The sequence below is a fragment of the Micromonospora humida genome (genome assembly GCF_016901255.1).
Lineage (GTDB): Bacteria > Actinomycetota > Actinomycetes > Mycobacteriales > Micromonosporaceae > Micromonospora > Micromonospora wenchangensis.
This window is the reverse complement of record NZ_JAFEUC010000016.1, coordinates 91,687-116,925: the sequence shown is the minus strand read 5'-3', so window position 1 is coordinate 116,925 and position 25,239 is coordinate 91,687. Positions and strand designations below refer to the sequence as shown.

Below are 25,239 nucleotides of genomic sequence, written 5' to 3'. Positions count from 1 at the left end.
CGGGACCGGACGAACGGGACGGAAGGGTGACATGGGGTCGGCGAGGCACACCGTCGCGGTGATCGGGGCGGGAAAGATCGGCGAGCTGGTGCTCTCCGGGCTGCTGCGGTCCGGCTGGCCGGCACAGCGGCTGCTGGCGACCGCCCGCCGACCCGTCCGGGCCGAGGAACTCGCCACCCGGTACGGCGTACGGGTGGTCGACAACCTGACCGCCGTCGACGAGGCGGCCGTGCTGGCGATCGCGGTGAAACCCCAGGACGCCGGCGTCCTGCTCGACGAGATCGGCCCCAAGGTGCCGGCCGACAAGCTGGTCGTCTCGCTCTGCGCCGGGCTGCCCACCAGCTTCTTCAGCCGCCGGCTGCCCGAGGGCACCCCGGTGGTGCGGGTGATGACCAACACCCCGGCCCTGGTCGACCAGGCGATGAGCGCCATCTCGGCCGGCGCGCACGCCACCGGCGAACACCTGGCCCTGGCCGAGGAGATGTTCGCCCCGCTCGGGGCGACCCTGCGGGTGCCCGAGTCGCAGCAGGACGCGGTCACCGCGCTCTCCGGCTCCGGCCCGGCCTACTTCTACCTGCTGGTCGAGGCCATGATCGACGCCGGCATCCTGCTCGGCCTGCCCCGACAGGTGGCGCACGAGCTGATCGTGCAGACCGCGATCGGCTCGGCCGTGATGCTGCGCGACTCCGGCGAACACCCGGTCAAGCTCCGCGAGGCCGTCACCTCCCCGGCCGGCACCACCATCTCCGCCGTCCGCGAGCTGGAGAAGCACGGGGTACGCGCCGCGCTGCTGGCCGCGCTGGAAGCCGCCCGCGACCGCGCCCGCGAACTCGCCGCCCAGGCCGACTGACCCGCCGTACGTCGGCGGAGTGGCGGGGACTGACGGGCCGGTGTGAGTGGGCTTGTCGGGTTTCCGATCTCATGTCTGGCGATTGGACGCTTGACCTGTGCCCGGACGGGCCTGAATGGTCCACCGCTCGGGTCACGTCGAGGTCCGGGGCGCACCGGGGACGCGTAATCGGGGTGTGGGAATGGTTGAATCACCCTGCAATGGTGGGGGCCTGAGGAGTACAAATGGATGTCTTCGATGTGCGTGATCGACTCATCGGGGACTACCGGGAGTTCACATCGAGCTTCGTCGACCCTCGGGACCCGGAGATCAGAAGGCATGTCGAACGGCTCGCTGCCTCCGGTTACCAGTGGCCCGCGCCCTACCTGTCACTGAATCCGAATTTCGCCTCCGGTGGCACCGTCGACGCTCTCGTCGCGGCGGGCCTGCTGCATCCGGACAACGAGCGGATCTTCCGCCTCAAGGATCACCCGCGTGACCCGGGTGGTCAGCCGTTGCGGCTGCACCAGCACCAGCGGGAGGCGATCGCGACGGCCCGTGCCGGGCACAGCTATGTCCTGACCACCGGCACCGGCTCGGGCAAGAGCCTGTCCTACATCGTGCCGATCGTCGACCGGGTGTTGCGGGCCAAGGCAGATGGCAGCTATCGGCCCGGAGTGAAGGCGATCATCGTCTATCCGATGAACGCGCTGGCCAACAGTCAACTGCACGAGTTGGAGAAATTCCTCCGGTGGGGTTTCCCGGACGGGACTCCGCCGGTCACGTTCGACCGTTACACCGGCCAGGAGAACCAGGAGGCTGGACGTCGGATTCTGCAGGATCCACCGGACATCCTGCTCACCAGCTATGTGATGCTCAAGCTGGTGCTGACCCGGCACCGGGAATGGGACCGCCTGATCGGGGCCGCCAGCGGATTATGGTTCCTCGTCCTCGACGAACTGCACACCTACCGGGGGCGACAGGGCGACTGGGCGGTCCCGGCCGACCAACGGTCCGCGCGCCGGGCCGTGGTGATGCGCACGTCGGCGGTGGCCAAGCGGACCACCCTGCGGCTGGTGCGGTTCCGGCTGCACCTGACCCTGCCCACTCGGGCCGCCGACGCCGAGCCCCGCCGGATGATCGTCGAGGAGGCCCTCCTACTGGCGTTCCGGGGCGCGCCGACCGCCGCCGAGTGGTTGGCCCGACGGGGAGGTGGCCGCGCTGCTGGAGCCCCGGACCGGCAACGTGCTGCCCGAGGTCGCCACCCCGCTGCTGGAGTGGGCAACTCGGCAAGCGCGACGCGGCGGTGCCGCACCTCGACCCGACGGCTTGGCCGAGGCGCCGCGCGGCGCGCCCATCCGGGCGCGGGAGGCGGCTGGCCGGCGGGTCCTGCCGCCAGGTCAGCGTCACCGCCCAGAAGCCCGCCGACGTGCTCGGCGTCTATGTCTACCTTCCACACGGCGGCTAAGAATTTCTAGCCCTGGAAATGTCGAGCATGTGCAATTTTTATGAGTCGCTCCGCGTGCGCGTGGACTGCGTTTGTCACTTACCTGCAAAGGGGTTTTAATGCGATCAGTGAGTCGAAGGCGGAACTCGACATCATCGGGCCAATTGCAGGGAAGCGATAATCGCCAAGTTGCGCGCATGGCGTTGATTGGTACAGTCTCGGCGGCAGTCATCACGGCTATTTCTGTGGTGATCGCGGCTATGTCGCCTCACCTTTTGTCGGGCGCTCAGAGTGGCGCTTCGCCTGGGGCATCCGTGCCCGGTGTTGCGTCTTCGTCCCCTCCTCTTCGGCAGCCACTCACTATTGCTGTTCAGCAATCCGATGAATACTGTCGCGAAGGGTGGGTTCTACCCAATGCCCCTCGGCCAATTCCTCAAGCTAATGAAGGTTGGATCGACTGGCCATCTTGGGCCCGGCAGCAGGGGGCAGTACGCGTCAATCGGCACGAGGTTCTGCTTACTGTGCAGGGGGTTTCGGAAGCCCGAGTTGTTATTGATCGAATTCGAGTTGTCATCCTAGGGCCTCGGAGAGCGCCTACTCAAGGAACGCTGGTGGATATCGAGTGTGGGGAGCCCTTCGAATACCGCTATATGGAGGCTAATCTTGACAAAAACCCTCCTACGGTGACCTCAAAGACAACGGGATCTATAAGCGGAGAGCGGGATGTTCGACTAGACCCTGCCAAATTTCCTTACCAAGTCGCAATCGATGAGGCGGAAAGTTTCATCGTTTCGTCCGTTGTCTCTAAGTACGATGTTGACTGGCGGATCGAGTTGGATTGGTCCTCGCAGGGTCAATCCGGAACAATCGAGGTCTACGACAATGGCCAGCCGTTCCGAACGAGCAGTTCGTCAAACGCGAATTCCACCTGTGTTTGGTGGGATAGCGGCATTTTTGTTTCGGACTCCTCTGTGAACTGCACCGTCTAATCAGCCGTTGTCGCGGCCTCTCGCCGGGGAATCCCGCGGCTCTAGCCGGTTTGCGTGTGTCCTTTGTAGAGGGTATGCGTACTCTCGATGGTTCTAGCTCGGCTTACAGGAGCGGGTCGGCCTTCGGGCGTCGCCGCCGAGGAGGCCGACGAGCTTGAGTCTGCCCCGGATACAGTTCGCTCGTCCGCCGGAAGGGCGAGGCCGCTCGCGGCGAGTACCGCACCAAACATCTTATCCTTGACTGCTACGACGCAATCGCGACTCTATTCATGCTGATTTACCGTATGAAACGCCGCTCATTCCGCTGCCAGGTTGTGACCCTCGTCACTCTGCACCGCAATTCATATGGAAGCTGTTCATTGCGCGAGTTGTGGCGAATTGCTCTTTCGGGGGACTTTTGATGGATGACGAGTATTACCGAAAGTATGCCCTTTACGAAACCAGGCGGCCGCCTCGGCTATCTTGGCCTAAAGCGGCTGAAGCTATTGCTCTGGGGGAGCCGTGTGGGGATATTTTCGCACTCCCCTTCTGGCAATCGGGACCAGTTCGGTGGCGATGGATTTGGGGGGCGCACTATAACAAATCCCGTATCAGGAAGCTTCTGGCTGCTCAGCCTGATGGTTATGACGATCAGGGTGACCCGTGGTATGTGGGGGTGCTGTATCCAGGGATGTCCGACGAATATGTATCGGACATGGTGGGGATTGTGACACGATCGGGGCATGTGGGTTGTGTTTGGCCAAATGTATCCGACGGGGGGCTGAGCGAGTTCGTTTGCTCGATGAGTTCCTCGTCCAAGCATTTAGTGGTCCCGCTTAGCATCAGGAACGGCGAACTATGCCATGCTTTCCCGGATAGTTCTGGCATTAATTTCTTCGAATGGGATGATGTTGGATCCCGTGATGGGCGTGCAGCTTGGGTCCTGAATAAGTCGAGGGTTTTGGCGTTGCATCTCCTCCGGTATGGCCCCACGAGTAAGTGGTTAAGATTGGTTGATCTTATCAACTCCGTGTCAGTTCAAGGGGTCCGAACTCTGCCGGCCCTTCCCCTTGCTCCTGGCTATGCGATCCTGAAGGAAGTGGAGCATGACCTCGAAAGTAACGCCATAGATTCAATTTGTCGACTAATGGGCATTCAGGTGCAGTTTGACCTGCAAGGCCCCCCGCATGCCGTCGTGTCGCGAAGCACGATCAAATCAGAGCGGAGGGTCATTCGAGATGCGCGGCGACTGCGTGTGCCGATCTATAGGCCGGAAACCTTCTTGGGAATGGCTGCCGAGGAGATGGTTAACCAGCTTAAGGGGGGCGCCCATAATTAGATCTCGGCCGGCTGTGGTTGCGAAACCGGGATTTAGTCACCCGTTGTCGGGAGGGTGGCTACCATTGACGAGGTAGCGGCATGTGTGGAGCGCGGCTGCTGCAAGAGAATTCGAGAGTCGATGCCAAACGTGTGGTCGAAGCAATGATTTGGCGTCGTCGGCCGTGCTCAAACGATACTCAAGTAGTTCGCCGTCGGCTAACCGCAGCGCCGCTGTCTCATCGCTACGAAGCACGCCGCCGTCGAAGACGAACATGAGGCTGTCGTCCCACGGGCCGTGCGGGGCGACCCAATCGATTACCAGCAGCCTTCCGACCCTTAGCCGGATGCCCATCTCCTCATACATCTCCCGCTCGGCGGCATGATCCGGTGGTTCGTTGGCCTCAGCCATGCCGCCGGGAAGGTCCCAGTCTGGCTTGTAAGATGGGTTGACGAGCAGCACATTTCCTTGTTCGTCCCTGATCAGGACGTCTGCACCGACCCGCTTGCGGGCCTGCTTCGCGTTCCCCTCCGCGAGGTATGCCTGCCACGCGACCGGATCCCGCTCGTACAGTGGGCGATCATCCGAGTTGTCCGTCACCGACTGCTCCTGCCTGTAGCGCACCCACCGTGCCGAGCCATGATCGCTCGCGGATCGTTTCGTGGAGACGGTCGAGGAGCGGCGGGACCTCGGTGCATGCCTTTGCGTGCGACCCGAAGAGTAACGAAGCGTGCCGCAGTTGATCGATGATGACGCCGGAGCCGAGACTTACGACCTCGTCCAGGACTACATGGGTTGCTGCGCATGCTTCCTCGACCTGACCCCTGCCGAGCAGCACCGTGACCAGCATGAGCTGAGCCAGCGCGCGGCTTCTGACCCGATCGGCCGGGCTGACCGCCAGCGCGGCCTGAAGCCGGCGCTGGGACTCGGACAGATCACCGACGCGAAGGAGGCAGCGCGCGGCCTCGATGGCGAACGAAGTCACGTCGAAAGGGCTCAACCATTCCGATGTGGCCACGCTCGGCCTGTGCAACGACGCCTCCGCCTCGGAGAGCGTTTGGGTGGCTTCGACCGGCTGGCCGGCGATGGCGAAAGCGCGTGCCTGCATGGCCAAGAGCCGGGCTTGGAGTCGCCCATGCGACGGAGCCTGCCGAAGACGTTCCAGCCCGTTCCGGGCGTGCAGCAGCGCCTCGTGCGCATCGCCGCCGTGGCTGGCGACATGACTCAGCCCTGCGTGCACCTGCGCTATGAGCTGGTGGTCATCGCTTCCCTCAGCCAGGGTGAGGGCTTCGCCGAGGTGTCGGCGGGCTGGCCCTGCGGCACCGGAGTCGTGTGCCATCCACCCGGCCATTTCGTTGAGCGAGGCGGCGGCAGCGATTGCCGACCTTTCTGGTGCGGTGGTCCCGCAGGGTGCCGGCTCGGCGATCCGTCCCGCGAGGTAAGCCGTCACAGTGGCGTACAGATGGCCTCCGCCTACTCGGCGATCGGCCTGTCGGAGTGACTGTACGAAGTGCAGGTGCTCGTCCCTGGATGCCAGCTTTTGGCGGATTCTGGTGCCGGCCGAGGCCGCGTTGACGTTGATCTCACAGGTGCTCCTCGTTGATCCTAGGCTTGACTTGCTCATGCCGTGCATGCCGGTGGACGTGCCGTTCCCATGATCAGAGGGCAACGCGAACCACAGCAGGGCAGCGGGGACCTGTAGGAGATGTGCCCAGTGCGCGAGGCGGTCGAGGTGGACGACCGCTGGCCCGTTCTCGATCCGGCTGAGCTGGGCCTGCGAGAGGCCGAGCCAGCGGGCCACCGTCTCCTGCGGCAGTGGGTGACGACCGTGGTACGGGTGGCATCGATACGCCCGGACGGCCCGCCCCAAGTGACGTTGGGCCAGCGCTTGCCGGATAGGCCCATGGTCCCAGAAGGAGGCGGGCAGGGCAGGTGGTGAGGCAATGCGGTTCCGTTCGGCTGCCTGACAGGGCCCACAGCGCCCACTGGTGTTGTCGAGGGCGAGCCTTCCGCCGCAGCGGGGGCAGCTTGCGTCACGTCCCGGCGATTTCGCCATGGTCCGGCCTCTCCGTCCATCATGGGCTGCGCTGAGCCTATCCATCTAACTCGCTGTGTGAGCACCTGGTATACGCCGCGCGCATATCGAAGAATCATGTTTTTCGGCGACGTGCATATCGGTCAGCTGTCGGCAGTCATACCCGTAGCCCTCGCGTGCCGCGAATCTGGACGCATGGCCCGGGGCGGGTGCTGGGTTCCGGCGGGGCGCGGCCCCCATCGCGTCTGCGCCGTCCCCGCCCCGGTGCCGTTCCACTTCGCGATCTCGACGGAAGGGCGTGCCATGGCGGCGGTGCTTGACGACTTCACCTGGATCCGGGCGTGACCGGGCTCGGGCCGTACCCCCTCGAAGCGCTCGGGTCGGCGGGGGCGCGCGACGCGGTGGCCCGGTGGCTGCGGCTGGTGGCGGCGGACGCCGAGCTGGCGCCGTACCTCATCGGGGTTGATCGGGTCCGGCTCGCCGGGCACCTGGCGCTGATCCTCACGGTGGCGCTCGGCGGGCCGGCGGGCGACATCGCCCGGCCGGCGGCCGGGGCGTGGCCTGGGCCTGACCGAGGAGCAGCACCGCCGGGTGGTCGACTACCTGGCCGGGGTGTTGTGGGCGCTGGACGTGCCGGCCGGCGCGGTGGACGCGGCCCGGCGGGCCTTCGCCGATGAGGCCGGCGCGTGACCGCCGCCCTGGCCACCTCGTGGTCCACCACCCTGCGGTACGCCCGCGCGGCGGCCGACGACTTCTGGTGCGCGGTCGAGGAGCGCTGCCCGGGGCGGCTGCCGGAGCGGGAGGCGGCCGTGTTCCTCGCCGCGCTGGGGCGGCTCGCCAGCGGCGGCGACGACCCGGCCGGGCGGGCGGCGCTGCTGGCCGTGCTCGGCCACGCCTACCGCCGCCACCGCCTGCTGCCACACCAGGCGGCCGTCGAGTCCGCGCTCACCGCCACCGTCGCCCGGCACGCGCCCGGGACGCCGGAGCTGGCGGCGGCCTGGGCGGTGGCCGCCCGGCGGGCGTCGGCGGCGGTGACCCCCGCCGTCGCGCGGGCCGGTGGTGGCCCGGCCTGGTGGCCGGCCGAGGTGATCGACCACGACCGGCCCGCCGACGGCGTCGCCATCCTGACCGTACGCCCGTGGCGACGCCTGCCGTTCCGCCCCGGCCAGGCGGTCCCGGTCTGCACCCCGCGCTGGCCCGGCCGGTGGCGCTGGTACTCACCGGCCAACGCCCCGCGCCCCGACGGCACCGTCGAACTGCACGTCCGGGCGGTCGGCGCGGTCTCCCGCGCCCTGGTCCACGCGGTACGCCCCGGCGACCCGCTCTGGCTGGGCCCGCCGCACGACGTCGGGCTGGGCCTCGACCCCGCCTTGCGGGCGGACCTGCTGCTGGTGGCCGGGGGCACCGGCCTCGCGCCGCTGCGCTCCCTCGTCGAGCAGGTCGCCGCAGCACCGGCCGGGCGGCGGGTGACCCTGGTCGTCGGCGCACGCGACTTCGCCGACCTCTACGACGCGATCAGCCTCGACAAGCTCCAGTGCGCCCACGACTGGCTGACCCTGGTGCCGGCGTTCTCGCACGACCCGCTCGCCGGGGCGGGGGAGCGGGGCGACGCGTTGACCGTCGCGCTGGACAATTACCGGCCGGGGCAGGAGGTCCACCTGTGCGGGCCGCCGCCGATGCTGGCCGGGTCGCGGCTGCGGCTGCTCACCGCCGGGGTGCCGGCCGACCGCATCCACCTGCCGACCGAGCCCGTCCCTTGATCGGCCCGTCGGGTCTCCGGGCCGCCACACCGTCAACTGCCTCAACCCCGGGCCGACCGCGTGCCGACGTTCAAGTTCAAGCTCTGGGCGTTCGATCCACAGGAACGGGCTGCGGTAGGTCACCAGGTCCTATCGGCGTCGCCTGGTCTCCAGCGGCCATTCCAGGCTGACCCGCTCGTCGCGGCCCTGCCGGTCGAAGTACGCCTGGAGCTTGCGCTTCTGCGCGGCGTACCAGGTGACCTGCGCCCGGTGGAGGTCGTCGGGGAGCAGCCGGGCGATGCGCTCGTGCCGGGCCGCGATCGACAGCGCCATCCCGACGGCGGCGCGGGCGTCGCTCGTGGCATCGTGGGCGGAGCTGAGCTGCACCTCGTAGTACCTGCACAGGTCACCAAGCTTCTGGCTGCCGTACCAGCCGGGTTCGACCTCCTGGTGCAGGATCGAGGGGTCGATGATGAGGGCGCGGTCCCAGTCCAGCGGCGGCAGGGCGTGCCGGGCCAGCTCGGCGTGCAACGTCGTGACGTCGAAGTGGGCGCAGAAGGCGACGAGGGGCGTGCCGTCGGCGATCACCTTCCCGACGGCCGCGCCCAGCTCGGCCAGCGCCTCCCCGGCCGGCCGGCCGTCGCTACGCGCCATCTCGTCGGTGATTCCGTGGATCTCGGTGGTGCGGGGCGGGATCGGCACGCCCGGATTGATGAGCCACCGCGCGGTCGTACCGTCGGAGTAGACCAGTGCGGCGGAGACGATCCGGGCATCCAACGGCTCGTTGTCGGTGGTCTCGATGTCGAAGCCCACCACCGGCAGGTCGTGCCACCCGTGGTGGGTGCCCGGCGGCGGGGCGGTCACGACCGGCGCGCAGCCGTCGTGGTAGGTGGTCCAGCCGGCCCCGCTCCTGATCAGCTGTCCGGCCCCGGCCTCCACCCGCCGTCGGCACGTGCCGCAGTTGCCGGGGTATTTGTTGATCACGTTGCGGACTCCTGGTTCGGTCGAGCGGATGCACCCGCACGTGCGGGCGTCGGGGAAAAGCGCGGAAAGCCGCGCGCCTCAAGATCCTGGATCATGGGGCGGGTTGCCGGCACCCGCCACGCGGGGTCATCCGATGACCAATGTGGACTGTCGGTGGAGGCCCTTCGTCGGTTCCCGTCTGGCGGGCGGCCCCGCTGGGCAGCGACGCGGTCAGCTCCGGTGACGACAAGGCGACAATCGGTATCCCCAATTGCCGGTGTTGCCGCCCGCGACGAGATCGACCCAGCCCGTGGTGCCCACGCTGGTACCCGCCCCCGGGCACGGACCGCGTCATCCGGTGGCCGGCGTCACCTGACGGGTTCACCTGCCCGCCGAGCCCACCACCGCGCGAGGCCGGACACCCGTAGCTCCCTCGCGTCCACGGACCGTAGGGTGTCATGATCGCCGATCGCCGCCTCCGAAAGGTCAGCGTGATGTCAGAGATGATCCGGAACGGGCTGCTGCTGCGCACCTGCCTGGAAGTGCTCCGCGACAACGGCGGTCGGATGCACGGCCGGGAGGTGCTCGACGAGGTCGCCAAACGGATCGACCTGACCGAGGTCGAACGGAAACCGCACAAGAACGGCGTTCCCGCCTGGAACGTGGCGGCCAGGTTCCACACCGGTGACGCCGCGACGGCCGGCTGGCTGGTGAAGCGGGACGGCCTGTGGTGGATCACCGAGGCCGGCCGCAAGGCCCTCGACACCTACCCGGGCACCGACGACCTCTACGCCGAGATCGGTCGGCAGTACCGCGAGGTGTATCGGCACCGCAAGCTTGCCCGCAAGAAGTACGAGAGCAGACTGCACACCCTCGCCAGCGCACTCGAACTCGTCCCGCCCGGCTCCTGGACCGCGTACGACGACCTCGCCGACCTCGTCGACGGCTCGGCCGACGACATCGCCCACCTGCTCGCCGAGACGTACGTCGAGAACTCGCACCGGGTCCTCCAGGCCGACGGCCAGGTGCCGTTGGCGATGCACCAACACGTCAAGCACCGGGGTAACGACCTCCGCGTCCAGTTGGCCGGGGAGGGGGTCGAATTCGAGGGCCGGCACGCCAACGCGGAGCAGCGGATCACCGCCGACTTCCTGCGGGAACGGGTGACGGAGGCCGAGGCAGTCGGCCCGGAGAGCACCGCCCGCCGGGCCTGGCTGGTGCGGGGCTCGAACGTCGACGGGGTGGACCTCGTCCCGGACTGGTTGGCGCAGGGCTGGGTGTCGCTCGCCGCCTCACAGCTGCCGGAGCTGGACGACGAGGTGGACTCGCAGCGCCTCCAGCAGGTCGTCGAGGAGGAATACCGGCACAAGAGCTATTCGGTGCGGGAGAAGCTGCTCGGCTACTTCAGCGCGTTCCTCCGCAGGATGCGGCCCGGGGACTACCTGATGACGATGCACCGCGGCGAGGTCTATCTCGGTCAGGTCGACGGCTCCGCCTACTTCGTCGAGTCGCCGGACCGGCGATCCAACCTGCGTCGCCCGGCCCGGTGGCTCAACGTGGGATCGCCCCGCGACCTCACCGACCTGACCGGGCCACTGCCCACCCTGACGCAGAGCCAGGACGACCTGATCGACCTGACCGACGCCCTCGACGCGCTGGACCGGCTCTTCGCCGACCTGGTACCGGAGCAGCCGGTGGTCGAACCGGCCCCGGAAGCACGGTTGGCCGACGTGACCCCGCAGATCGCCGAGGAGGTGCTGACCGACATCGGGTGGCTGACCGAGCTACGCGACCTGCTCGCCGAGCGTCGGCAGGTGATCCTCTACGGGCCGCCGGGCACCGGCAAGACCTACCTGGCCAAGAACCTGGCCGCCAAACTGACCGAGTCGCATGCGGTGAAGCTGATCCAGTTCCATCCCTCGTACACCTACGAGGACTTCTTCGAGGGCTTCCGTCCGGCGAGTGGCGACGACGGGACACTGCGGTTCAAGCTCACCTCCGGCCCGCTGCGCCAGCTCGCCGACGACGCTCGGGAGAACCCCTCCATCGCGTACATCCTGATCATCGACGAGATCAACCGAGGCAATCTGGCGAAGATCTTCGGCGAGCTGTACTTCCTGCTTGAGTATCGCGACCAGGGCATCCGATTGCAGTACTCCACCGGAGAGTTCACCCTGCCGCCGAACCTCTATCTCATCGGCACCATGAACACCGCCGACCGGTCCATCGCCCTGGTCGACGCGGCGATGCGGCGTCGATTCGCCTTCGTCGAACTGCATCCGACGAAGCCCCCGGTCGCCGGCCTGCTGCGCCGCTGGCTGGACCGCGAGGGTCTGGACTCGGACGCACCGGAGCTGCTCGATGCGCTCAACGGCCGGCTCGAAGACGCCGACTACGCGGTCGGCCCGTCCCACTTCATGCGGGAGTCGGTGCACACCAGGCCCGACGGGCTGGACCGCGTCTGGCGTCACGACATCCTGCCACTGCTCGTCGAGCACCACTACGCCGACGACGTCGACGTCGAGCAGCGGTACGGCCTTGACGCGTTGCGCGAGTCGCTGCCGCCCCGGCCATGACGCTGATCCAGCTCCGCGAGGCCGGCCCTGCCGTGCACGTACGCCTCCACGCCGACGAAGCCCGCCGGCTGGCCGTGGCCGGTGTGGTCGACGTGCGACCCGGACCGGCCGCCGGGGTGTGGACCGTGCGCGCCGGCAGGAAGGTCGGTGCGGCCCGGATCGGCGACGTCGAGCTGCACATCGAGCCGAAGGTGCCGATCGAACGACTGTTGTTCCTCGTCGGCTACGCCCGTAACCCGACGGGTTGGCGCGACGAGACCGTTCCGTTGGCCGACCACGCGGGGCTGGTGCCGGCGCTGGCGGCTGCCCTGTGGCGGCAGACGGACCGGGCGCTGCGTCAGGGTCTGCTCCAGGGTTACCGGACCGTCGACGACACCTCGCCGGTGCTTCGCGGTCGTCTCCGCGAGACCGCGCAACTGGGGCGGCGACCGGGCCTGCCCCTGCCGCTGGAAATCCGCCACGACGAGTACACGGTAGACATCCCGGAGAACCGCATCCTCGCCACCGCGGTCGACCGGATGCTGCGGGTGCCGGGGATCGACGCCGTGTCCCGGCGGATGCTCCGACACCTCGCCGCGCGGCTCGCCGGCGTCCCCCGGCTGCGACCCGGGGAGCCCGTGCCGCACTGGCGTCGGACGCGGCTCAATGAACGGCTGGTCATCGCACTTCGGCTCGCCGAACTGGTGCTCGCCGACACCTCCATCGAGGCCGGCCGGGGTGGCGTCCTGTCCAATGCCTTCCTGCTCGACATGTGGCGGGTGTACGAGGACTTCCTCTCGGTCGCCCTCCGGGCGGCGATCGTGCCGAAACACGGCGGCGCGGTCACCTTCCAGGCGCGTCGCCATCTGGACGAGCAGGGTCGCCTGGAACTGCGGCCGGACATCGTGTGGCGGCGGAGCCGGGCCGAGGTGGGCGCGGTGGTGGACGCCAAGTACAAGGCCGACACCGCCCGCGAGGACGTTTACCAGATGCTCGCCTACTGCGTCGCCTACCGGCTGTCTCGTGGGCACCTGGTCTACGCCCTCGGTGCGCACCCAGCGACCCGGCACGTCGTACGCAACGCCGGGATCGAGATCGTCTGCCACACACTCGACCTGGCCGCCGACCCATCGGCGCTTCTGGCTCACATCCGGGTTCTGGCTGACGAGGTCACCAGGGAAAGCTCCGGCCCGGAAGTCGATTGAAGCTGGCGGACGGGTCGGTACGGATCACGCGGGTGCCCCATACTGGCCCCGTGTTCACTCTCGCCCAGGCGCGGTACCTGGTCGCCACCCTGCACCCCCGCATCGACGAGCTGATCGGCATCCGGGCCGACCTGGCCGAGCTGCGGGCCGACCTGGCCGGCCCGGGGATGTCGGCGCTGGGCGGCCGGGCCGAGGTCAAGGCCCTGGAGGCCCGGCTGCACGGCGTGCTGGAGGAGCTGAACTCACACGACATCCAGGTCAAGGGGATCGCCCCGGTGCTGCTCGACTTCCCCGGCGAGCACGAGGGCCGGGCGGTGCTCTGGTGCTGGCTGGAGGGTGACCCCGACGTGCGCTGGTACCACCGCGTCGAGTGCGGCTTCGCCGGCCGCCGCCCCATCCGCTGACCGGCCCGGCCCGTCCATCCGGGGCGGTGGCGCTCAGGCCAGGGTGGTCAGCATGGTGGGGGAGACGTTGCCGCCGCTGAGGACCAGGATCGTCCGGGTGCCGGGGGCGGCGGTGACCCGACCGGTGCGCAGTGCGGCGAGGGTGACCGCCGCCGCCGGTTCGAGCAGCAGCCTCGTGGCGGCCATCAGGTCCCACCAGGCGGCCCGGATGTCCGCCTCGGTGACCTCCACCAGGTCGTCCACCAGGTCCCGTACGTGGGCCAGGGTGAGCCGGCCGGCGAACGGGGCGGCCAGCCCGTCGGCCATCGAGACCGGCCGGGTCGCCGGGGCGTCGCCGCCGGTGCGCAGCGCGTGGCCGACGACGTTGGCGGTGGCCGGCTCGACACCGACGATCCGGGCGGTCGGCACGGCATCGCGTACGGCGGCGGCCACCCCGCTGATCAGTCCGCCGCCGCCGACCGGGACCAGCACCAGGCCCGGCGGTGGACCGTCGGCCAGCAGTTCCCGTCCCAGGGTGGCCTGGCCGGCGATGACGTCCGGGTCGTCGAACGGCGGCAGCAGGTGGTAGCCGCGTTCGGCGGTGATCTCCTCGCAGGTGGCGAGCAGGTCGTCGGTGAGCACGACCTCCCCACCCCACCGGCGGACCGCTTCGATCTTGGTGGGTACCGCGTGCGGTGGCATGCAGACGACGGTGGGCAGGCCGAACGCACGTCCGGCGAAGGCCACCGCCATGGCGTGGTTGCCGGCCGAGAAGGCGGTCAGCCCGGTGGGCGTCGCCTGCCGTTCGGCCAGGGCGAGCAGCGCGTTCAGCGCGCCCCGGACCTTGAAGCTGCCGGTGTGCTGGAGGTTCTCCGCCTTCACCGCGACGTCGAGCGCGAACTCGTCGCCGAGCTGCGGGCAGGGCAGGAGCGGGGTCCGGACGATCCGCCCGGCGAGCCGGCGTTCGGCGGCCGTGACGTCGTCCACGCTGGTCAGTCGCACCGCCGGAGCCTAGCGGGCGGGGCGTGCGGGGCCGTGCCGGTGGGCGGGTCAGCCGGCCGCGGAGCGGGGGAGGGGGTCGACCGGCGGGTCGGCGACGGCGAAGACCACCACGTTGTCCCGGTAGTGGCCGACGCGCCTGTCGAAGTCGCCCCCGCAGGTGATCAGCCGCAGTTCCGGGCCGGGCGTCGGGCCGTACACGGTGGCGGTGGGGAAGGCGTCCTTGGGCGTCCGCAACGTGCCGGTGACCCGGAACGTCACCCGGCGGTCGTCCCGCCACACCTCGATCCGGTCGCCGGGGCGCAACTCGCCGAGCCGGGCGAAGACGGCCGGGCCGCGCCGCGAGTCCAGGTGACCGGCGATGACCGCCGGCCCCGGATCGCCCGGCGCCGGGCCGCCGCCGTACCAGCCGGCCCGGGTGAAGTCCGCCGGGGGGACCAGGGTGCCGGCCCCGTCCAGCCCGAGGGCGGTGAGCGGGGAGTCGACGCCGATCCGCGCGACGCGTACCCGGGTGGGGAGGGCCGGGGTGGCGCGGGGGGTGCCGGCCCCGGTGGCGCAACCGGTCCCGCAGCCGGGCTGCCAGGCCCCGGCCACCGCGACCGGCCGGGGTGCCCCGCCCGGCCCGCCGAGGCCGGTGGCGGCGGCGACCACGACGCCGACGCCGGCGGCGAGGCAGCACGCCGCGCCGGCCGCGACCAGGACGGTGGCCGGCGTGGGCCGGGCGCGGTGCCGGCGGATCGCGAAGCCGGGCCGGGTCACCAGACCGGCCGCCGCCGACGCCGCACCAGCACCGTCGTGCCCACCACCACGGCCCCCGCGAGCACCCCGCCGGCCATCACCGGGTACGCCCCGAGCCCACTCGTGGACAGCCCGCCGGCCCCCGCCGGCACCCCGCCCGCCGGTGCGGTCCCGCCACCCCGGGCGTCCTCGCGCAGCTCGACGGTCAACCCGCCCCGCTTGCCGTCGAGCACCAACAGCGAGTAGACCCGTCCCCCGGTGAGGGTCACCTCGACATCGGTGCCCGGCCCGCCGCCGCCACCGAGGCGCAGCCGCCAACGTCCCGGCTCGACCTGCCGGTAGTCGGTGGTGGTGGCGAACCGGACGGCGTCGGCGATGGTCGGCCCGTCGTCGGCGGCCACGTCGACCACCGGGGCGCGTACGGACGCCTGGACGACCCGCACCTTCGCCCGGCCGGCCGCCGGGGCGCTCAGGTCGTCGGCGAGCACCCGCAGGCCGAGGTCGGCGTAGCGGCCCACCCCGGCCACCGTGTACGCCTCACCTGCGCGCAGGGCCACCTCGGTGGTGAGCACCGGTGGCTCGCTGGCCGGGGCGCCGGCCTGCCGCATCGCCACCGCGTACCGGCCGACGGCCAGCGGCAGGTAGCGGGAGACGACGCCGTAGCCGACGGCGGGGAAGACCTGCGGCGTCGCCGCGCCCGGTGCGGAGAGGTAGACGTCCACGGCCGGGGTGTCGGGGGAGAGGTGGGCGAGCCGGACGTAGCCGACGTCGCCGGCCGCCGCCCCGGCCGGCGTGCCGCCGAGCGTGGCCAGTGCGGTGCCGAGCAGGAGCGTGCCGGCGGCGGCGAGCAGCCGGCGCGGCGCGGTACGGAGCTGGGGCATCTCGCCTCCGGAGGTGGTGTCGGTGCCGACCCCCAGCGTCCCGTGGACGGGACCCGGCCGCAAGTTGGTCGATCGTCGTGTACCCGTCGTTCCCGATCACCGTGGTGCGGTCCGGAGGCCGGTGCCCGCCATCCGGTACCGTCCGTTCGTGATCAACGTTCGACGGGCCGTGGTCGCCGACGCCGGTGAGATCGTCCGCCTGCGTGGGGTGATGCTGGCCGACATCGACCAGATGGCCCCCGCGCCGGGGCCCTGGCAGCAGGCGGCCCGGGAGGTGCTGCACCGGCGGCTGGCCGAGCCGGTCGACCTGATGGCGGTCTTCGTCGTCGACGACCCCGACCGGCCCGGTGCCCTGGCGGCCTGCGCGACCGGGACCATCGAGCAGCGCCTCGGCGGCCCCGGCAACCCCGACGGCCTGACCGGGTACGTGTTCAACGTGGTCACCGAGCCGGTGCACCGTCGGCGCGGCTACTCCCGGGCCTGCCTGGAGGCGTTGCTCGACTGGTACCGGCAGCGCGGGGTCGGCAAGATCGACCTGCGGGCCTCGCCCCAGGGCGAACCGCTCTACCGGTCGCTGGGGTTCGTGCCCACCATCGGGCCGACGCTGCGGCTGAGCCTGCCCGTCGCACACCGGAGGAACTGAAACGATGTTCGCGCTGCCGTTGACCGGGGACGCCGAGCTCCGCCCGCTCGCACCGTGGCAGGCCGAGGAGTTCCTGGCCCACCTGGACCGGGCCCGGGAACACATCGCCCCGTGGGTGGGCGCGTCCTTCGTGGCCACCGACCTGGAGTCGGCCCGCCGGGTGCTGCGTCGTTCCGCCGACAAGTGGGCCGACGACGCCGGGGGCATCTGGGGGATCTGGCTCGACGGCACCCTGGTCGGCGGGGTGCTGTTCGTGTCGTTCAGCACCGCGACCGGGGTGGCCGAGGCCGGCTGCTGGCTGGAGCCGGCCGCCGAGGGCCGGGGACTGGTCACCCGGGCGGCGACCCGGATCGTGGACTGGGCGATCCGGGAACGCGGCATCCACCGCGTCGAGTGGCGGACCAGCGTCGGCAACGTCCGCAGCATCGCGGTGGCCCGGCGGCTCGGCATGCGGCACGAGGGCACGCTGCGTCAGGTCGCCCGGGGGCTGGCGGGCCGGGTGGACATGGAGGTGTGGGCGGTACTGTCCGACGAGTGGCAGGCTCCTCGCTGAGCCCGGCGGGCCAACCGCCGGCCGCGCGGGCGGGACGGGCCTCACGGCTGCCGTCCCGCCCGGCGCGGTGGGGCGTCGGTCAGGCGTCGGCGTAGCGGCGGGCGGCGGCCAGGGCGTCCCGCAGCCGCTGCGCGTCGGTCGGCAGGCCCGGCTGCTCGAAGCCCGCCGCCGGATCGGCCGTGTAGAAGACGCCGTACGCGGTGGTGTCCCGCTGGAACCGCCAGCCCTCGGCCAGCGGCCCCACGTCGACCGCGTCGTACCCGACGGAGTCGATGAACGCGGTGACCTCGGCCTTGGCTGCCTCGTCGTCCCCGGCGACCGGCAGCGAGGTGCGGTCGGCGGCCCCCGCCGGGCGGGCCAGGGCGAGCAGGTGCTTGAAGTAGATGTTGTTGAATGCCTTGACCACCCGCGACTCCGGCAGGTGCCGCTGGAGCAGTTCGCTGGTGGTGGTCGACTCGTCGTCCAGCTCCGGGAAGCTGCCGTCGCGCTCCGGGTAGTAGTTGTTGGTGTCGATGACGGTCTTGCCGGCGAGCGGCGCGGCCGGCACGTCCCGGTAGGCCCGCAGCGGGATGGTGACCACCACCAGGTCACCCGCTGCTGCCGCCTCGTCCGGGGTGGCCGCCCGGGCCCGTATGCCCAGCTCGTCGACCAGGTCCTTGAGCGTCTCCGGACCGCGCGAGTTGCTGAGTACCACGTCGTGGCCGGCGGTGACCGCCAGCCGGGCCAGGGTGCTGCCGATGTTGCCGCTGCCGATGAGTCCCACAGTTGTCATGCCGGTGACCAACCGTCCTGGTTGGATGCGTATTCCCGACCTGATCGACGGGTTATGCGGGTGGATGTCGACCGTCCACGTCGGCCGGACGGGTCGGCCGCGCGTCGGGGACGTCGCGCGTCGGTGAACCCCTAGTCACCCCTGTTGCCCATCGATAATCTTCCGTAAACACGTGATTGAGTGATATCTATCTCCCACCACCACTTCCTCACCCCCAGGAGTGCGACGTGCGGAGATCCCGACTCGTGACCCTCGCCGTGAGTCTCGCGGCGTCCATCGGCGTGACCCTCGGCGCGGCGGTGCCCGTCCAGGCCGCCCCCACCGACCGGTACGTGGCCCTCGGCGACTCGTACGCCTCCGGTGTCGGCGCCGGCAGTTACACCTCCGAGAGCGGATCCTGTCAGCGCAGCACCAACGCGTACCCGGCGCTGTACAACACCAACATCAAGCCGGCGTCGTACAAGTCGGTGGCCTGCTCCGGCGCGACCACCACCGACGTGGTCAACAACCAGCTCTCCGCGCTGACCTCGACCACCACCCTGGTCAGCGTCACCATCGGCGGCAACGACGTCGGGTTCACCACGATCATGTCGACCTGCGTGCTGCAGGGGGAGACCCAGTGCGTCGCGGCCGTGCAGGCCGCCGAGAACAAGGCCCGCGCGGAACTGCCCGCCAAGCTCGCCACCGTCTACAACGGGATCAAGACCCGCGCCCCGTCGGCCCGGGTGGTGGTCGTCGGCTACCCGGTCTTCTACCAGCTCGGCACGGTCTGCGTGGGGCTCAGCGCGAACTCCCGCGCGAAGATCAACGAAGGCATCAACCTGATCGACGACATCACCCGCACCGCCGCCACCTCGGCCGGCTTCACGTTCGCCGACGTACGGTCCATCTTCGTCGGTCACCAGCTGTGCAGCTACGGCGAGAAGTGGCTGCACGCGTTGAACTTCGCCAACCTCGGCGTCTCGTACCACCCGACGGCGGCCGGCCAGTCCGGCGGCTACTACCCGGTCTTCCGGTCCGCCGCCGGCTGACCTGAACCGCGTCTCGCCGGCTCCACCGTGACCGCGTCGCCCCGCCCGGGTCGGCGCGGTCACGGCCGTCGGGCGGGTCTGCGGCCTGCTGTCCGGCCGGGTCGGGTCCGCAGGTGTCCCTGTTGCGGGCTGCTCCCCGGACGCAGGTGCGCCGGGTTCCGAGCGTGGGTGGGTCGCCCGGTCGAGTGCCGGACGCCGGCCCACCTGCCGGTGTCGTTGCGGGTGCTTTCGAGTCGATGACGCTGACGACTCGCAGCCCGGTCCCCGGTCCCCGACGCCCGTCCGGGCCGGGTGGGGTGTCGTGATCGGTGGGGGATCACGTGGCGTGTCGTCACCGTGGTGGCGGGGACGCGCCGTCAGGCGGGGAGAACCTTCTCGACGGCGGCGCGCAGCTCGGCCGAGTCCGGCGTGACCGTCGGCGCGAACCGGGCGGCGACCGTGCCGTCCGGGGTGACCAGGAACTTCTCGAAGTTCCACCGGACGTCACCGGTGTGCCCCTCGGCGTCGGGAGTGTCGACCAGCGCCGCGTAGAGGGGGTGGCGGGCCGGGCCGTTGACGTCGACCTTCTCGGTCAGCGGAAAGGTGACGCGATAGTTGACCTGGCAGAACTCGCCGATCTCGGCGGCCGTGCCGGGTTCCTGCCCGGCGAACTGGTTGCACGGTACGCCGAGCACCACCAGGCCCCGGTCGGCGTACTCGGTGGCCAGCTCCTGGAGGCCGGCGTACTGCGGGGTGAGGCCGCAGCGGGAGGCCACGTTGACCACCAGTAGCGCCCGACCCCGGTAGTCGGCCAGACCCACGGGTCCGCCGGTCAGCGCGTCGATCTCGATGTCGAAGACGGTCATCCCCTGAGGCTACGCGTGGTGCACGTCGTCCAAGCCGCCCCCGCCTCGCCCCGGGCCGCCGCCGCCCTGGGCCCCCCGCCCTGGGCCGCCAACCGTCCCGTCCGGGGGATGGAGGCCGGATGGGCTGGGTCGGGGCTGGCGGGGGTGACGGCCCGCACCTCGGAAGCCTGCCGTGAAGCTTCAAGATCATATTGCGATTTGAAGCACTCTCTCCGGCGTGTCGTCTACATTTCGGCAATTTGATCATGGGGTGGGGTGGGGTGGGTGGGGGCGCGCGGTCGGTCGAGCCGTCCCTCCCGCTCCGGGTCGGTGATGAATCGACGGATGCGCATCTTGACGAAGTGATGACGGTGTGAGTAGCGTCTCCCCATCGATTTGGAAAGTTTCCTAACTGTTTGAGGAGGCGCCTCATGAAGAGATCGCTCCGCCGCGCCCTCTGGGCCGGCGCCGTCATGGCGCTGACCGTGGCGGCGGTACCGGTGACCTCGGCGTTCGGCGCCGGAAGCGTCACCGCGACATTCGCCTCGGCCCAGGACTGGGGGACCGGCCACGAAGGGCGGGTCACCGTGGCCAACGGCTCCAGCGCCAGCGTCAGCACCTGGCGTATCGAGTTCGACCTGCCGTCCGGCACCACCATCAGCAGCTTCTGGGACGCCGACGTCACCAGCAGCGGCAACCACTACGTGGCGGTGAAGAAGAGCTGGGCCGGGCCGCTCGCCCCGGGGGCCAGCTTCAGCTGGGGCTACAACGGCACCGGGCCGTACAAGGCGCCGCTGAACTGCACGATCAACGGCGCGTCGTGCGGCGGCGGCACCCCGCCGCCCACCACGAAGCCGCCGACGACCCCGCCACCCACCACCGCCCCGCCGACGACCCCGCCCCCGACGACCCCGCCGCCCACCACCCCGCCGCCCAGCGGGGACAAGAAGGTCGTCGGCTACTTCGCCGAGTGGGGCGTCTACGGCCGCAACTACCACGTCAAGAACATCGCCACCAGCGGCTCCGCCGCCAAGCTCACCCACATCCTGTACGCCTTCGGCAACACCACCGGCGGCCGGTGCACGATCGGGGACAGCTACGCCGACTACGACAAGGCGTACACCGCGGCCGACAGCGTGGACGGCGTCGCCGACACCTGGGACCAGCCGCTGCGCGGCAGCTTCAACCAGCTGCGCAAGCTCAAGAAGATGTACCCGCACCTCAAGGTGATCTGGTCCTTCGGCGGCTGGACCTGGTCGGGTGGCTTCACCCAGGCCGCGCAGAACCCGGCCGCGTTCGCCGAGAGCTGCTACAACCTGGTCGAGGACCCGCGTTGGGCGGACGTCTTCGACGGCATCGACGTCGACTGGGAGTACCCCAACGCCTGCGGTCTGAGCTGCGACAGCAGCGGCCCGAACGCGTTCAAGAACGTGATCTCCGCGCTGCGGGCCAAGTTCGGCTCGTCGGCCCTGGTCACGGCCGCGATCACGGCCGACGGCAGCAACGGCGGCAAGATCGACGCCACCGACTACGCCGGTGCGGTGGGCAACCTCAACTGGCTGATGCCGATGACGTACGACTACTTCGGCGCGTTCAACGCCCAGGGTCCCACCGCCCCGCACTCGCCACTCACCTCGTACACCGGGATTCCGCAGCAGGGCTTCAACTCCGACGCGGCGATCCAGAAGCTCAAGTCCAAGGGCGTACCGGCCAGCAAGCTGCTGCTCGGCATCGGCTTCTACGGTCGCGGCTGGACCGGGGTGACCCAGGCCGCCCCGGGTGGCACCGCCACCGGCGCGGCCCCCGGCACCTACGAGGCGGGCATCGAGGACTACAAGGTGCTGAAGAACACCTGCCCGGCCACCGGCACGATCGCCGGCACGGCGTACGCCAAGTGTGGCAGCAACTGGTGGAGCTACGACACCCCGGCCACCATCGGCGGCAAGATGACCTACGCGAAGAACCAGGGCCTCGGCGGCGCGTTCTTCTGGGAACTCTCCGGCGACACCGGCAACGGTGAGCTGATCGGCGCCATCAAGGGCGGCCTCGGCTGAGCCGAGCGCCCGACGCACCACCCGCGCGGGGAGGGACCGGCCACCGGTCCCTCCCCGTCCGGCTGTCCGGCCCGGTCGGCGGCGGCCCCACCGGGCGACACGCCGACCGGCCGGGCCGGCGCGGCCGTGACGGGTTGCCACCGGACGGGTGCGGTGTGGCAGACTCGCCGCTCGGCATCCGTACCCAGGGAGGACGCATGGGCCGCAGGCTCCGCACCGCCGGCGTCGTACCGCTGGCCCTGTTGCCGTTCGCCCTGCTGGGCTGCGGCCAGAACGGCGACGGCGAGGCCGACGGCGGGCCCAGCCGGGTACCCGCCCAGGAGGCGTCGGCCAAGGCCCGGGAGCGGGTCCAGGCGTACCTCGACGCGATGGCCGCCAAGGACCCGGCCGCCGGCCGCAACCAGCTCTGCGCGACGATGCAGGAGGGTTTCGACGCCGCCGCGACCGGGCCGAACGGTGATTTCGCCGACCACTTCCAGGTGCCCGGGGCGACCATCACCGACATCCGCACCGGTGCCCGGGGGCAGGAGGTCAGCACCTCGGTGACCGTTTCGGTGGGGTCGAAGAAGGTCACCCGACCGCTGCTGTTCACCGTCACCCGCGACGGCGCGGACTGGTGCATCGCGGGCGAGGAACCCGGCGGGCACAGCCCCGCGCCCTCGCCGACCCCCTGACTCCCACCTTCCGGAACCCCGCCCCTCGGGGGCGCGGCGTCCGGACCGTCGCCGTACGCTTTCTCCCATGCGCCATGAGTGGCATCAGCTGAGCTACCCCGCCGTGAGCAGCCCCGGGCTGCAGACCAGCCGCCCCACCGTCGACTCGGCCGAGGACGCCGCTCTCGGCCTCGACCGGTGGCGTGACCTGCCCCGTCAGCAGATCCCGCCGTGGTCCGACCCGGCCCAGGTCGCCGAGGTGTGCAAGGTGCTCGACACCGTGCCGTCGGTGGTCGCCCCCTACGAGGTCGACCAGCTCCGACGCAAGCTCGCCCTGGTCTGCGAGGGCAAGGCGTTCCTGCTCCAGGGCGGTGACTGCGCCGAGACCTTCGCCGACAACACCGAGAGCCACCTGCTGGCCAACGCCCGCACCCTGCTCCAGATGGCGATCGTGCTCACCTACGGCGCGTCCCTGCCGGTGGTGAAGGTGGCCCGGGTCGCCGGCCAGTACACCAAGCCCCGGTCGCTGCCGACCGACGCCCGGGGCCTGCCCGCCTACCGGGGCGACATGATCAACGCGCTGGAGGCCGACCCGGCCGCCCGGGTCGCCGACCCGCAGCGCATGATCCGGGCGTACGCGAACTCGGCCGCCGCGATGAACATGCTGCGCGCCTACCTGGCCGGCGGGCTGGCCGACCTGCACGCGGTGCACGACTGGAACAAGGGCTTCGTCAAGAACTCCCCGGCGGGGGAGCGCTACGAGGCGATCGCCCGGGAGATCGACCGGGCCATCGCGTTCATCCGGGCCTGCGGGATGACCGAGGACGACGCGCTGCGTACGGTCACCCTCTACTGCTCGCACGAGGCGCTGGCCCTGGAGTACGACCGGGCGCTCACCCGGGTCTCCGACCGCCGGGCGTACGGGCTGTCCGGGCACTTCCTGTGGGTCGGCGAGCGGACCCGGCAGCTCGACGGCGCGCACATCGACTACATCTCGCGGATCGCCAACCCGATCGGGGTGAAGCTCGGCCCGACCACCAGCCCCGACGAGGCGATCGAGCTGTGCGAGAAGCTCAACCCGGAGAACATCCCCGGCCGGCTCACCCTGATCAGCCGGATGGGCAACCACAAGGTCCGCGACGCGCTGCCGCCGATCGTCGCCAAGGTCACCGCCGCCGGGGCGAAGGTGGTCTGGCAGTGCGACCCGATGCACGGCAACACCCACGAATCCTCCAACGGTTACAAGACCCGGCACTTCGACCGGATCGTCGACGAGGTCCTCGGCTACTTCGAGGTGCACCGGGGGCTGGACACCCACCCGGGTGGCATCCACGTCGAGCTGACCGGCGAGGACGTCACCGAGTGCCTCGGCGGCGCCCAGGGCATCGAGGACCTCGACCTGCCCGGCCGGTACGAGACCGCCTGCGACCCCCGGCTGAACACCCAGCAGTCGCTGGAGCTGGCCTTCCTGGTGGCGGAGATGCTCCGTGGCTGACCCCACGGCGGGCGTCGGTCCGGTGGCCGACCTGCGTTCCGACACGGTGACCCGACCGACCGCCGGGATGCGGGAGGCGATGGCCGCCGCCGAGGTCGGCGACGACGTCTACGCCGAGGACCCGACGGTCAACGCGCTGGAGGCCGAGGTCGCCGCGCTGTTCGGGCACGAGGCGGCGCTCTTCGCCCCGACCGGGACGATGGCCAACCAGATCGCCCTGCAACTGGTCGTCCCGCCCGGTGACGAGCTGCTCTGTGACGCCGACGCGCACGTGGTGACGTACGAGGTCGGCGCGGCTGCGGCGTACGGTGCGATCTCCACGCGGACCTGGCCGACCCTCGGCGCCGACCTGGACCCGGGCATGGTGGAGGCGATGATCCGGCCGGACGGCTACTTCGCGGTGCCGACCCGGGCGATCGCCGTGGAACAGACCCACAACCGGGGCGGTGGTGGGGTGATCCCGCTGGCGACCCTGCGGGAGCTGCGTCGCGTCGCCGACACCGCCGGCCTCGCCCTGCACTGCGACGGCGCCCGGATCTGGCACGCGCACGTCGCCGACGGGGTGCCGCTGCACGAGTACGGCGCGCTGTTCGACACCCTGTCGGTCTGTCTCTCCAAGGGTCTCGGCGCGCCGGTCGGCTCGCTGGTCGTGGGCAGTGCCGCGCGGATCGACCGGGCCCGGTTCCTGCGCAAGCGGATGGGCGGCGGGATGCGGCAGGTCGGGGTGCTCGCCGCCGCCGGCCGGTACGCCCTGGCCCACCACCTCGACCGGCTCGCCGACGACCACGTCCGGGCCGCCCGGATCGCCGAGGCGCTCGCCCCGTGCGGGGTGCTCGCCGGCCCGGTACGCACCAACATCGTGCCGCTGGACCTGACCGGGCACCGGCTCGACGCGCGGGCCCTGGCCACCGCCGCCCGCGCCGAGGGGGTGCTGCTGTCGGTGCTCGGCCCCCGTACCGCCCGCCTGGTCACCCACCTCGACGTCGACGACGCCGCCATCGACCACGCCGCCAAGATCCTCCCTGACCTCCTCACCCCCTGACCCCCCACCGGCACCGCCCGCGCCCTCCGGGCCTTCCCTGCCTTCCGGTGTTGATCAAGAGATTCGCGTCAGCCTGGAGATCACATTTGACGCGAACCTCTTGATCACCGGG

Annotated in this window: 22 protein-coding genes; 14 read left to right on the top strand and 8 right to left on the bottom strand. The window is 70.5% G+C overall.

What is annotated here, in order from left to right; genetic code table 11:
• Positions 1-31 precede the first annotated feature (31 nt).
• Positions 32-850 carry a pyrroline-5-carboxylate reductase gene (gene proC / locus JQX11_RS27335; RefSeq protein ID WP_088644699.1) on the top strand — a complete coding sequence of 273 codons (819 nt, stop codon included), beginning with the start codon at positions 32-34 and terminating at the stop codon, positions 848-850.
• Positions 851-1,074: 224 nt separating this feature from the next.
• Positions 1,075-2,307 (top strand): DEAD/DEAH box helicase, encoded by a 1,233-nt coding sequence (locus JQX11_RS27330; protein ID WP_204927811.1) that lies wholly within the window; start codon positions 1,075-1,077, stop codon positions 2,305-2,307.
• A 2,312-nt stretch (positions 2,308-4,619) separates the two neighbouring features.
• Here the strand turns inward: JQX11_RS27330 and JQX11_RS27325 are convergent.
• Together JQX11_RS27325 and JQX11_RS27320 are read right to left on the bottom strand one after the other, a co-directional pair.
• Entirely contained in the window at positions 4,620-5,162 is a 543-nt protein-coding gene (locus JQX11_RS27325; RefSeq protein ID WP_204927810.1) for an NUDIX domain-containing protein, read from the bottom strand.
• Positions 5,143-6,363: a helix-turn-helix domain-containing protein gene (locus JQX11_RS27320; protein ID WP_204927809.1), complete on the bottom strand. Its 1,221-nt coding sequence runs from the start codon at positions 6,361-6,363 to the stop codon at positions 5,143-5,145. Before JQX11_RS27320 ends, JQX11_RS27325 begins: the two co-directional genes overlap by 20 nt.
• Before the next feature lie 351 nt (positions 6,364-6,714).
• On the opposite strand from JQX11_RS27320, the gene JQX11_RS27315 reads away from it, so the two are divergent.
• Together JQX11_RS27315 and JQX11_RS27305 are read left to right on the top strand one after the other, a co-directional pair.
• Positions 6,715-6,942 (top strand): hypothetical protein, encoded by a 228-nt coding sequence (locus JQX11_RS27315; RefSeq protein ID WP_204927808.1) that lies wholly within the window; start codon positions 6,715-6,717, stop codon positions 6,940-6,942.
• Positions 6,943-7,283: 341 nt separating this feature from the next.
• Entirely contained in the window at positions 7,284-8,357 is a 1,074-nt protein-coding gene (locus JQX11_RS27305; protein WP_204927807.1) for an FAD-binding oxidoreductase, read from the top strand.
• 129 nt (positions 8,358-8,486) lie between these two features.
• Here the strand turns inward: JQX11_RS27305 and JQX11_RS27300 are convergent, their stop codons facing one another.
• Positions 8,487-9,320: an exonuclease domain-containing protein gene (locus tag JQX11_RS27300; RefSeq protein WP_204927806.1), complete on the bottom strand. Its 834-nt coding sequence runs from the start codon at positions 9,318-9,320 to the stop codon at positions 8,487-8,489.
• 473 nt (positions 9,321-9,793) lie between these two features.
• On the opposite strand from JQX11_RS27300, the gene JQX11_RS33195 reads away from it, so the two are divergent.
• From JQX11_RS33195 to JQX11_RS27285, 3 genes are read left to right on the top strand one after another with little or no spacing between them, the layout of a single operon-like run.
• Positions 9,794-11,875, top strand: coding sequence for an AAA family ATPase (locus JQX11_RS33195; protein WP_204927805.1), 2,082 nt, complete (start codon positions 9,794-9,796; stop codon positions 11,873-11,875).
• Positions 11,872-13,059 carry an McrC family protein gene (locus tag JQX11_RS27290; RefSeq protein WP_204927804.1) on the top strand — a complete coding sequence of 396 codons (1,188 nt, stop codon included), beginning with the start codon at positions 11,872-11,874 and terminating at the stop codon, positions 13,057-13,059. The genes JQX11_RS33195 and JQX11_RS27290 overlap by 4 nt, the downstream gene beginning before the upstream one ends.
• Before the next feature lie 50 nt (positions 13,060-13,109).
• Positions 13,110-13,463 carry a DUF2203 domain-containing protein gene (locus JQX11_RS27285; RefSeq protein ID WP_145921023.1) on the top strand — a complete coding sequence of 118 codons (354 nt, stop codon included), beginning with the start codon at positions 13,110-13,112 and terminating at the stop codon, positions 13,461-13,463.
• A 33-nt stretch (positions 13,464-13,496) separates the two neighbouring features.
• On the opposite strand, the gene JQX11_RS27280 is transcribed toward JQX11_RS27285, so the two are convergent.
• Genes JQX11_RS27280 through JQX11_RS27270 form a run of 3 tightly spaced genes read right to left on the bottom strand, consistent with a single transcriptional unit; the run spans position 13,497 to position 16,060 of the window.
• Complete coding sequence (locus tag JQX11_RS27280) at positions 13,497-14,444, bottom strand: threonine ammonia-lyase (RefSeq protein ID WP_204927803.1); 948 nt, start codon at positions 14,442-14,444, stop codon at positions 13,497-13,499.
• A gap of 48 nt (positions 14,445-14,492) precedes the next feature.
• Positions 14,493-15,200 carry a class F sortase gene (locus JQX11_RS27275; RefSeq protein ID WP_307826372.1) on the bottom strand — a complete coding sequence of 236 codons (708 nt, stop codon included), beginning with the start codon at positions 15,198-15,200 and terminating at the stop codon, positions 14,493-14,495.
• Positions 15,197-16,060 carry a DUF4397 domain-containing protein gene (locus tag JQX11_RS27270; protein WP_204927802.1) on the bottom strand — a complete coding sequence of 288 codons (864 nt, stop codon included), beginning with the start codon at positions 16,058-16,060 and terminating at the stop codon, positions 15,197-15,199. The genes JQX11_RS27275 and JQX11_RS27270 overlap by 4 nt, the downstream gene beginning before the upstream one ends.
• A gap of 148 nt (positions 16,061-16,208) precedes the next feature.
• On the opposite strand from JQX11_RS27270, the gene JQX11_RS27265 reads away from it, so the two are divergent.
• Positions 16,209-16,703 carry a GNAT family N-acetyltransferase gene (locus tag JQX11_RS27265; protein WP_307826371.1) on the top strand — a complete coding sequence of 165 codons (495 nt, stop codon included), beginning with the start codon at positions 16,209-16,211 and terminating at the stop codon, positions 16,701-16,703.
• Between the two features lie 4 nt (positions 16,704-16,707).
• Positions 16,708-17,256: a GNAT family N-acetyltransferase gene (locus JQX11_RS27260; protein ID WP_204927801.1), complete on the top strand. Its 549-nt coding sequence runs from the start codon at positions 16,708-16,710 to the stop codon at positions 17,254-17,256.
• 79 nt (positions 17,257-17,335) lie between these two features.
• On the opposite strand, the gene JQX11_RS27255 is transcribed toward JQX11_RS27260, so the two are convergent.
• A complete protein-coding gene (locus JQX11_RS27255; protein ID WP_204927800.1) occupies positions 17,336-18,028 on the bottom strand; it encodes an NADPH-dependent F420 reductase in 693 nt (230 codons plus the stop codon).
• A gap of 227 nt (positions 18,029-18,255) precedes the next feature.
• Between JQX11_RS27255 and JQX11_RS27250 the strand changes: the two genes are divergently transcribed.
• On the top strand, positions 18,256-19,059 hold the full coding sequence (locus JQX11_RS27250; protein ID WP_204927799.1) for an SGNH/GDSL hydrolase family protein: 804 nt from the start codon (positions 18,256-18,258) through the stop codon (positions 19,057-19,059).
• A 356-nt stretch (positions 19,060-19,415) separates the two neighbouring features.
• Here JQX11_RS27250 and JQX11_RS27245 read toward each other — a convergent pair whose 3' ends face one another.
• Positions 19,416-19,904 (bottom strand): glutathione peroxidase, encoded by a 489-nt coding sequence (locus JQX11_RS27245; RefSeq protein WP_204927798.1) that lies wholly within the window; start codon positions 19,902-19,904, stop codon positions 19,416-19,418.
• A gap of 410 nt (positions 19,905-20,314) precedes the next feature.
• Between JQX11_RS27245 and JQX11_RS27240 the strand changes: the two genes are divergently transcribed.
• From JQX11_RS27240 to JQX11_RS27225, 4 genes are all read left to right on the top strand, one after another.
• A complete protein-coding gene (locus JQX11_RS27240) occupies positions 20,315-21,937 on the top strand; it encodes a glycosyl hydrolase family 18 protein (RefSeq protein ID WP_204927797.1) in 1,623 nt (540 codons plus the stop codon).
• A 197-nt stretch (positions 21,938-22,134) separates the two neighbouring features.
• Positions 22,135-22,611, top strand: coding sequence for a hypothetical protein (locus JQX11_RS27235; RefSeq protein ID WP_204927796.1), 477 nt, complete (start codon positions 22,135-22,137; stop codon positions 22,609-22,611).
• A 67-nt stretch (positions 22,612-22,678) separates the two neighbouring features.
• On the top strand, positions 22,679-24,085 hold the full coding sequence (locus tag JQX11_RS27230) for a class II 3-deoxy-7-phosphoheptulonate synthase (RefSeq protein ID WP_204927795.1): 1,407 nt from the start codon (positions 22,679-22,681) through the stop codon (positions 24,083-24,085).
• A gap of 22 nt (positions 24,086-24,107) precedes the next feature.
• The gene (locus tag JQX11_RS27225) at positions 24,108-25,127 is read left to right on the top strand and encodes a threonine aldolase family protein (RefSeq protein ID WP_204927886.1); all 1,020 of its coding nucleotides are present in this window, start codon (positions 24,108-24,110) and stop codon (positions 25,125-25,127) included.
• Positions 25,128-25,239 lie beyond the last annotated feature (112 nt).